Origin of the sequence: Geoalkalibacter sp. (assembly GCF_030604225.1) — a bacterium.
GTDB lineage: Bacteria > Desulfobacterota > Desulfuromonadia > Desulfuromonadales > Geoalkalibacteraceae > Geoalkalibacter.
The window spans coordinates 1-8,039 of the sequence record NZ_JAUVWH010000136.1; the positions used below are offsets into that span (position 1 = coordinate 1).

Consider the following 8,039-nt stretch of genomic DNA (forward strand, 5'->3'; position numbering starts at 1 on the left):
ATAAGGGTGGAAGCCTGACCTGCTCTTTCTGCGGCAAATCGCAGGATGAGGTGAAGAAGCTGATAGCCGGTCCCACGGTCTACATTTGCGATGAATGTATCGAGCTGTGCAATGACATCATCGACGAGGAGGCCAAACTCGAGGATGCCGCCGGTTCCAGTCTCGACCGGTTGCCCAAGCCGGCCGAAATCAAGGCGATACTCGATGATTTCGTGATCGGCCAGGAGCGGGCCAAGAAAATTCTCTCCGTCGCGGTGTACAATCACTACAAGCGCGTGGAGTATGCCGCCAAGCCCTCGGATGTGGAGATCCAGAAGAGCAACATTCTGCTTCTCGGTCCCACCGGCAGCGGCAAGACCCTGCTGGCCCAGACCCTGGCAAAAGTGCTCAATGTGCCCTTCGCCATCGCCGATGCCACCAATCTGACCGAAGCGGGCTATGTGGGGGAAGATGTCGAGAACATCATCCTTAATCTTCTGCAAGCGGCCGACTACGATCTGGAAAAAGCCCAAAAGGGCATCATCTACATCGACGAGGTCGACAAGATCGCCCGCAAATCCGATTCGCCCTCCATCACCCGTGACGTCTCCGGCGAGGGTGTGCAGCAGGCCTTGCTCAAGATCATCGAGGGGACCATGGCCAGCGTTCCCCCCAAGGGCGGGCGCAAACATCCTCAGCAGGAATTCCTCAAGGTCGACACCACCAACATTCTCTTTATTTGCGGTGGCGCTTTTGCCGGGTTGGAGAACATCATCGGGCAGCGCCTCGGCAAGAAAGCCATGGGATTCGGCGCTGAAATCCGCGCCAAGAAGGATCTGAAGCTCGGCGAGGTTCTCGGCCAGGTCGGGCCGCCCGACCTGCTCAAGTATGGCCTGATTCCTGAGTTCATCGGCCGCTTGCCGGTGGTCGCGACCTTGGAGGAACTCGACGAGGAAGCCCTCATCGCGATTCTCAAGGAGCCGAAAAACGCGCTGATCAAGCAATATCAGAAGCTGCTGGAGATGGAAAAAGTGCATTTGCGCTTCACCGACGGCGCCCTGGTGGCGATTGCGCGCGAGGCCCTCAAGCGCAAGACCGGGGCGCGCGGGTTGCGCTCCATCCTGGAAAACGCCATGCTTGAGATCATGTACGACATTCCCAGCCAGGATCGGGTCAAGGAAGTCGTGATCAACGAGGAAGTCATCGTCAACAAATCCCGCCCGTTGGTGCTCTACGATTGCGCCGAATCGGCGTAAGGGCGGTTTCCTCGGCCTTTTCATTGAATCTATCGCGGTAGGTTATGGCGGACCCTTTGGAACATCCTGACAATTGCGCGGCACAAGAGGGACCCTTTCCCCTCATGCCCCTGCGCGATATTGTGGTTTTCCCCCACATGGTCGTCCCCCTGTTCGTGGGTCGCGCCAAGTCGATCCAGGCCATCGAGGGGGCCATGGAACGCGACAAGAATATCTTTCTCGTCACGCAGCAAAACCCCAAGGTCGATGATCCGGCAGAGGAAGATATCTTCACCATCGGCACCATCGCCCAGATCATTCAGGTGCTCAAGCTTCCCGACGGCACCGTCAAGGCCTTGGTGGAAGGCCGCGGCCGCGGCCGCATCACCCGCTTCATTCCCAATGACGCCTGCCTGTTCGCCGATGTCGAAATCTTCTCCGATGTCAGCTTCGAGTCGCCGGTGGTCGAGGCGTTGGTGCGCAGCGTCAACGACGCCTTTGAAAAATATGTCGGCCTGAGCAAGAAAGTTCCGCCAGAAATGGTGTCCTCGGTGTCCGGCATTCTCGACCCCTCGCGACTGGCCGACACGATTATCGCGCAGCTAGGCGTGGGCATCGGCGACAAGCAGGCGATTCTGGCGGCCATCGACCCTCATGAGCGGCTGGAAAAACTGCTCGGGCTGATGGAGAAGGAAATCGAGATCCTCGAGATCGAAAAGCGCATCCGCAATCGGGTCAAAAGCCAGATGGAGCGCAGCCAGAAAGAGTATTATCTCAACGAGCAGATGCGCGCCATCCAGAAGGAGCTCGGTGAAAAAGACGAGTTCAAGCAGGAACTGCGCGCCCTCGAGGACAAGATCAAGAAAAAGAAAATGTCCAAGGAAGCCACCGACAAGGCCATGGGCGAGTTGCGCAAGCTGCGCATGATGTCGCCCATGTCGGCCGAGGCGACGGTGGTGCGCAATTACCTCGACTGGCTTACGTCGCTGCCCTGGCGCAAGGGCACCCGCGACAATCTCGATATCGGGCACGCGGAACAGGTTCTCGACACCGACCATTACGGTCTGAGGAAGGTCAAGGAGCGCATCCTTGAATACCTTGCGGTGCAAGCGCTGGTAAAAAAGATCAAGGGGCCGATTCTCTGCCTGGTGGGCCCGCCCGGTGTCGGCAAGACGTCACTCGGGCGCTCCATCGCCCGTGCCCTGGAGCGCGAGTTTGTGCGGCTTTCCCTGGGCGGCGTGCGCGACGAGGCGGAAATCCGCGGCCATCGGCGCACCTATATCGGGGCCATGCCGGGCAAAATCATTCAGAGCCTGCGCAAGGCCGGCTCGCGCAACCCCGTGTTTCTTCTTGATGAAATCGACAAGATGAGCACGGATTTTCGCGGGGATCCCTCCGCGGCACTGCTCGAGGTTCTCGACCCCGAGCAGAACAACACCTTCGGCGATCATTTTCTCGATGTGGACTATGATCTTTCAAGTGTGCTGTTCGTCGCCACGGCCAACAACCTCTTTGCCATTCCCGGGCCTTTGCGGGACCGCATGGAGATCATCCGCATCGAGGGGTACATCGAGGAAGAAAAGCTCAACATCGCGCAAAAGTATTTGATTCCCAAGCAGGTTGAGGCTCACGGACTGGTTCCGCAGCGGATCAGCTTCAGCGAGGGCGCCTTGCTGGAAATCATTCGCCGCTATACCCGGGAAGCTGGGGTGCGGGGATTGGAGCGAGAAATCGCCGCCATTTGCCGCAAAATTGCCCGAGAAACGGTGAAAAGCCCGGATAAGCGCAAAACCTTCGGCGTTTCGGTGCAGCGTCTCAAGCACTATCTTGGTCCGCCTCGCTACCATTACGGTGTGCGGGAGCAGGAAAGCCGGGTCGGTCTTGCGACGGGGCTGGCCTGGACCGAGGTGGGCGGGGAGTTGCTGACCATCGAAACCACCGTTCTGCCCGGCCAAGGCAAGCTCACCGTAACGGGCAAGCTCGGCGAGGTGATGCGGGAATCGTCCCAGGCCGCATTGAGCTATGTGCGATCGCGTTGGCGCGAGTTGGAGTTGGAACGAAATTTCTACCACAAACTCGATCTGCATATTCATGTGCCCGAGGGCGCCATACCCAAGGATGGGCCATCGGCCGGCATCACCATGGCCACCGCCCTGGCATCGGCCATTACCGGGCGTCCGGTGGATCGCAATCTCGCCATGACCGGCGAGATCACCCTGCGTGGCCGGGTACTGGCCATCGGCGGTGTCAAGGAAAAGCTTTTGGCGGCCAAACGCGCGGGCATTACCCGGGTGCTGATTCCCGAGGACAACCGCAAGGATCTTGAAGAGGTGCCTTCCGGTGTGCTCAAGGCCCTGGACATTATTCCTGTCGCCCACATGGATCAGGTGCTGACCCAGGCTCTGCTTGACAAGCCCGTCGATTTGCCTCTAGAGTCGGTCGACGCGAATGCCGAGGAGTCCCCGGAGGCCCTTCATCACTAACTTTTCGGGTGCCGAAAATTCTCTTGACACCCTTTTCGGACATCTGTTATATCTATCGCGTTTTTGCGGGGGTTTAGATATCCTTAATGCATGGAGGTATTATTGTGACTAAAGCGGATCTCGTCAGTGCGATGGCGGAAAAATCTGGTTTGACCAAGGCGGAAGCCGAGCGTGCGCTCAAGGCGTTCACCGAGGCCGTCGAAGATGCTTTGAAGGCCGGTGACAAAGTGGCCCTGGTCGGTTTCGGTACTTTCGCTGTCGGCGAGCGTGCCGCCCGCACTGGAAAAAACCCCCAGACCGGGAAGAAGATTCAGATCGCCGCTGCCAAGGTGCCCAAGTTCAAGGCCGGCAAGGCTCTCAAGGACGCTGTCAACTAAGAATCGCGTGAATATTCCCGGCATTGTCCCTCTGGAGGGTGCCGGGTTTAGGAAATCGGTGGGCGGGCTTTTTGATCATTGGACGCTCACCGGTTTTTTGTCTGGTTTGCAAGGATAAGGGGCTGTAGTAGAGTCGGTTACAACGCCGGCCTGTCACGCCGGAGGTCGCGGGTTCGAGTCCCGTCAGCCCCGCCATAAATCCACCAGACGAAAGAATTGCTTGGGCGAATAGCTCAGCTGGGAGAGCATCGGTCTTACAAACCGAGGGTCACAGGTTCGAGCCCTGTTTCGCCCACCAATCCAAGAACCGCAGAGTTACCACGTTTAGGGGCTGTAGTAGAGTCGGTTACAACGCCGGCCTGTCACGCCGGAGGTCGCGGGTTCGAGTCCCGTCAGCCCCGCCATTTTCAAGCAAACAGGGCGATTTCCTACCAGGGAGATCGCCCTGTTTGCGTTCCTGCCTTGACCCGCCGTTTTGTCCCGTGATAATTAATAAAAGTAAATCAAAAATTTCATCCACGAATGCACACGAATCCACTCGAATGGTTAGGCGCGTTCTGGTTTATTCGTGCCGATTCGTGTGCATTCATGGCTAAAGTTGTTTGAGGTGCCTTATGGGTTTTGTGCGCGATTGCTTTTTTTGCGGCCTGGTTCTGTGGTTCGGACTGCTATCGGGTTGCGGTCCGACGGTGAGTCGCATCGAGGTGTTGCAGGCGCCGGCGGATGGCCCGCGCTGGCCGGCACCGCCCGAACCGGCCCGGATTCGTTATGTCACCGCCTTTTCTGGAGTCAAGGATGTGGCGCCGGAGCCCAGCCGTGCCCAGCGCACCTTTCGGTTGGTGACCGGGCAAAAACAAGAAGAGGTGCCCTTGGTGAATCCTTTTGCCGTAGCGGCCGATGGCGAAGGCGGCGTCTGGGTAACCGATACGGGTGCCGCCGTGGTTCATTTTTTTGACCTTGCCGCGCGCCGGGTCAGCCATTTCAGTCGCGTCGGTGATCTGACCCTGGTCACGCCCGCCGGTATCGCTTTTGATGCGGGTCGCGACCAGTTGTTTCTGGCCGATGCGGATCTCGGACGGGTTTTCCGCCTGGATCGCAGTGGCCGACTGCTTGGTGAACTCAGGCCCCCCCAGGGGTTCGCGCGACCCGGAGGGGTGGCCGTCGATGCCGGAGGCCGGGTTTTTGTCACGGATGTGCAAAACGGAATCGTGCAAATTTTCGCTCCCGACGGCAGTCACCTGCGTGCCCTGGGCTCGGCGCGGAATGCCGACCGCCGCTTCAATCGGCCGATTGCCGTGGCCATCGGCGGTCAAGGTCAGGTGGCTGTGCTTGACGCCATGAATTTTCGCGTCGAGTTGTTTTCGCCGGATTTGAGATCCCTCGGTGTCGTGGGGGGGCTGGGTGATGGGCCAGGGCGCTTTGCTCGACCGCGCGGCTTGGCCTTTGACTCGCATCAGCATCTTTACGTAGCCGATGCGGCATTTGACAATGTCCAGATTTTTGACAACCAGGGCGAACTGCTTCTCTATTTTGGCGGACCCGGATCCCAGCCCGGGCGCCTGTGCCTGCCGGCGGGTCTTTTTATCGACGGTCAGGATCGCATCTACGCGGTGGACGTCTGCAATTTCCGGGTGCAGGTCTTTGAATACCTCCAGGGTAAGGAGTGAGAAATGTCGTGGACAAAGGCTTAGATCTTGCATTTCTGGGCATTGAAGTTCTCCGGCGGTAAGGCTATGGCGGTGGAAAATCAATGGGCAGGTGAGGCGTGAGGATATGAAGGCAGGGTTGTGGGTCATGGGCGCACTGCTTGGATTGCTGCTGGGGATGGGTGCTGGGCAGGCCGCGACGGTTGATTCCAAGAGTCTCGGGTTCCAGGGCGGGGCGAATGAGCACCCCCACAACCTGTCGAGCCTCAACACCAATGCGACGGGCATTCATGCCCCCGCCGACGGCGAAAACCAGATCTGCCGTTTTTGCCACACGCCCCACGGCGCCTCCAACAAGGGGCCCCTGTGGAACCGGCGTGATCCCCTAGGCCCGAACAGTGATGGAACCTTTCCACTTTACGGGCAAAATTCGGGGCGTCTCGGCGAGATCGAGATCGACGACATTCCGGCTGCCCAATATGGCGGCGCCGATTATCCCAATGGCGCCACGCGCCTGTGCCTGTCCTGCCATGACGGTGTGACGGCGGTGGGCGAGGTGCTCAATCGCGGCACCATCGCCAATCTCAGCATGTCGGCGCGCGGCACCATCGATCTCGATACCTCTCATCCCGTTTCGTTCGTCTACAACAACGACGTGCTGGGCGCCATCATGGGTGTACCCAAGAAGGCCGGTCAGTACACCTTGCCGCCCCAGGGCATGCTCGATCGCCAGGATCGCATGCAGTGCACCAGTTGCCACGATCCCCATGTCGACACCCGCGCCGGTGCCTACACCCTGCCCATGTGGCGCATGTACAGCGGTAACGATAACAATGACTACGAAGGCACCTGTCAAGCCTGTCATGTCGGTGGCTCGAGCAGTCCGGGCCTGTTTCGAACCCCGGGTATTGGCGACAACCATTTCAGCAACCCATGAAACCTACATTGAAAATTTTCACCTCATTGCTGGCCGTGATCGCCGCGGCCCTGTTGTTGGTCCCGGCCGATCCCGCCGCCGCGCCCAATCGCGGTAGCCGCTTGACCGGCGTGCACGGCGAGCCCGGACTGCTGCCCAAGTCCTGCCGCGCCTGCCACAAGGGCATGTCCATGGCGATTCGCGGCGAGGAGGAGGTCTGTCTGACCTGTCACGGCACGGAAGGCGACCGGCAGCAAATGATCTCCGCCGGTCTGCTGCGCGCCGGCGGCATTCGCGGCACCATGAAGGATATCGGTGCCGAGCTGCGCAAGCCCTATAGTCATCCGGTGTTGACGGTGCGCGGCGTGCATCGGGGCAGCGAGATCCTGCCCGAGGATCGTCCCAACGTGCCGCGCCATGCCGAATGCGTGGATTGCCATTCTCCCCACGACCTGACCCGCGAGGAACCCTTTCGCGGTTTCGCCGGGAAGCGGGTGGGCAGTTTCGTGACCCATATCACCGAGGAATACGAACTCTGTTACCGCTGCCACGCGGAAAGCGCCAACCGGCCGGCGCGCTCGAGCAACAAACACGCTTTGTTCAAGACCACCAATCCCTCCTTTCATCCCGTGGAAGGCGAGGGCGCCAATGCCTACGTCATCAGCCTGCGCGACCCCTATAAAGCGCGCAAGACACGCCCCGGCGAAATCTCCACCATCAGCTGCTCGGACTGTCACGGCAGCGACGACCCCGGCGGAGCGCGCGGTCCCCACGGCAGCCGTTTTCGCGGCCTGCTCAAGCGCAATTACGAGATGGAAACCGGGCGGCCCGAATCCGATTACGCCTACGCGCTCTGTTACGGCTGCCACAGCCGAGGCAGCATTCTCGGCAACGAAAGCTTTCCCTATCATGCCCTGCACATTCAGGGGCGCCCCGGGGTGCGCGATTCGGGAACCTCCTGTCATACCTGCCACGATGCCCATGGCAGCACCCGCTACCAGCACCTGATTCGCTTTAATGAAGACGTGGTGCGCCCCAACGCCGCCGGACAACTCAAGTTCGACAGTCGCGGGGTGGCGTCTCGCCATGGCAGCTGTTCCCTCAATTGTCACGGCGTGGAGCATGACCAGAAGTCCTATTGAAATCCGTTTGCCTTGAGATTTCGCTCCTTTCGCGGTTGGCTCAGGATTTCGGAAGCCGCTGCGCCGGGGCAGGATTTGGGTTTTCCTTTGCTCCGCTCTTGTGGTACTTTTACCCTCTATGTCCACCTTCAGATGCAAAATCGGCATGGCCGACGGGCGCGTGGTTGAGAAGGAGCTTGAGGCCCCGACGGCGCAGGTGCTCAGGGAGAGTCTGACCGAGCAGGGGTTCCACGTCTTCTTCATCAAGAAGATTCCCTTCCA

General features: G+C 59.5%; 6 protein-coding genes and 3 tRNA genes. All 9 read left to right on the forward strand.

Features of this window, described 5'->3' with window-relative positions; genetic code table 11:
• The coding region (gene clpX, locus QAT43_RS12835; protein ID WP_442900263.1) for an ATP-dependent Clp protease ATP-binding subunit ClpX at positions 1–1,235 on the forward strand (1,235 nt) is incomplete at its 5' end.
• Between the two features lie 104 nt (positions 1,236–1,339).
• Complete coding sequence (lon, locus tag QAT43_RS12840; RefSeq protein ID WP_305043480.1) at positions 1,340–3,697, forward strand: endopeptidase La; 2,358 nt, start codon at positions 1,340–1,342, stop codon at positions 3,695–3,697.
• A 104-nt stretch (positions 3,698–3,801) separates the two neighbouring features.
• Positions 3,802–4,074: an HU family DNA-binding protein gene (locus tag QAT43_RS12845; RefSeq protein WP_305043481.1), complete on the forward strand. Its 273-nt coding sequence runs from the start codon at positions 3,802–3,804 to the stop codon at positions 4,072–4,074.
• Positions 4,075–4,192: 118 nt separating this feature from the next.
• Positions 4,193–4,269: transfer RNA gene (locus QAT43_RS12850), tRNA-Asp, on the forward strand.
• 27 nt (positions 4,270–4,296) lie between these two features.
• Positions 4,297–4,372, forward strand: a tRNA-Val gene (locus tag QAT43_RS12855).
• Positions 4,373–4,401: 29 nt separating this feature from the next.
• A tRNA-Asp gene (locus tag QAT43_RS12860) sits at positions 4,402–4,478 on the forward strand.
• Between the two features lie 210 nt (positions 4,479–4,688).
• Positions 4,689–5,741, forward strand: a complete 1,053-nt coding sequence (locus tag QAT43_RS12865; RefSeq protein WP_305043482.1) for a hypothetical protein — start codon at positions 4,689–4,691, stop codon at positions 5,739–5,741.
• 127 nt (positions 5,742–5,868) lie between these two features.
• Positions 5,869–6,657, forward strand: coding sequence for a cytochrome c3 family protein (locus tag QAT43_RS12870; protein WP_305043483.1), 789 nt, complete (start codon positions 5,869–5,871; stop codon positions 6,655–6,657).
• A complete protein-coding gene (locus QAT43_RS12875; protein ID WP_305043484.1) occupies positions 6,654–7,778 on the forward strand; it encodes a multiheme c-type cytochrome in 1,125 nt (374 codons plus the stop codon). Before QAT43_RS12870 ends, QAT43_RS12875 begins: the two co-directional genes overlap by 4 nt.
• The last annotated feature ends 261 nt before the right edge of the window (positions 7,779–8,039 follow it).

Bases quoted from the DNA above. Each gene is read 5' to 3' on its own strand.
- lon (WP_305043480.1), top strand. From the start codon at position 1,340: ATGCCCCTGCGCGATATTGTGGTTTTCCCCCACATGGTCGTCCCCCTG.
- QAT43_RS12865 (WP_305043482.1), top strand. From the start codon at position 4,689: ATGGGTTTTGTGCGCGATTGCTTTTTTTGCGGCCTGGTTCTGTGGTTC.
- QAT43_RS12875 (WP_305043484.1), top strand. From the start codon at position 6,654: ATGAAACCTACATTGAAAATTTTCACCTCATTGCTGGCCGTGATCGCC.
- QAT43_RS12870 (WP_305043483.1), top strand. From the start codon at position 5,869: ATGGGCGCACTGCTTGGATTGCTGCTGGGGATGGGTGCTGGGCAGGCC.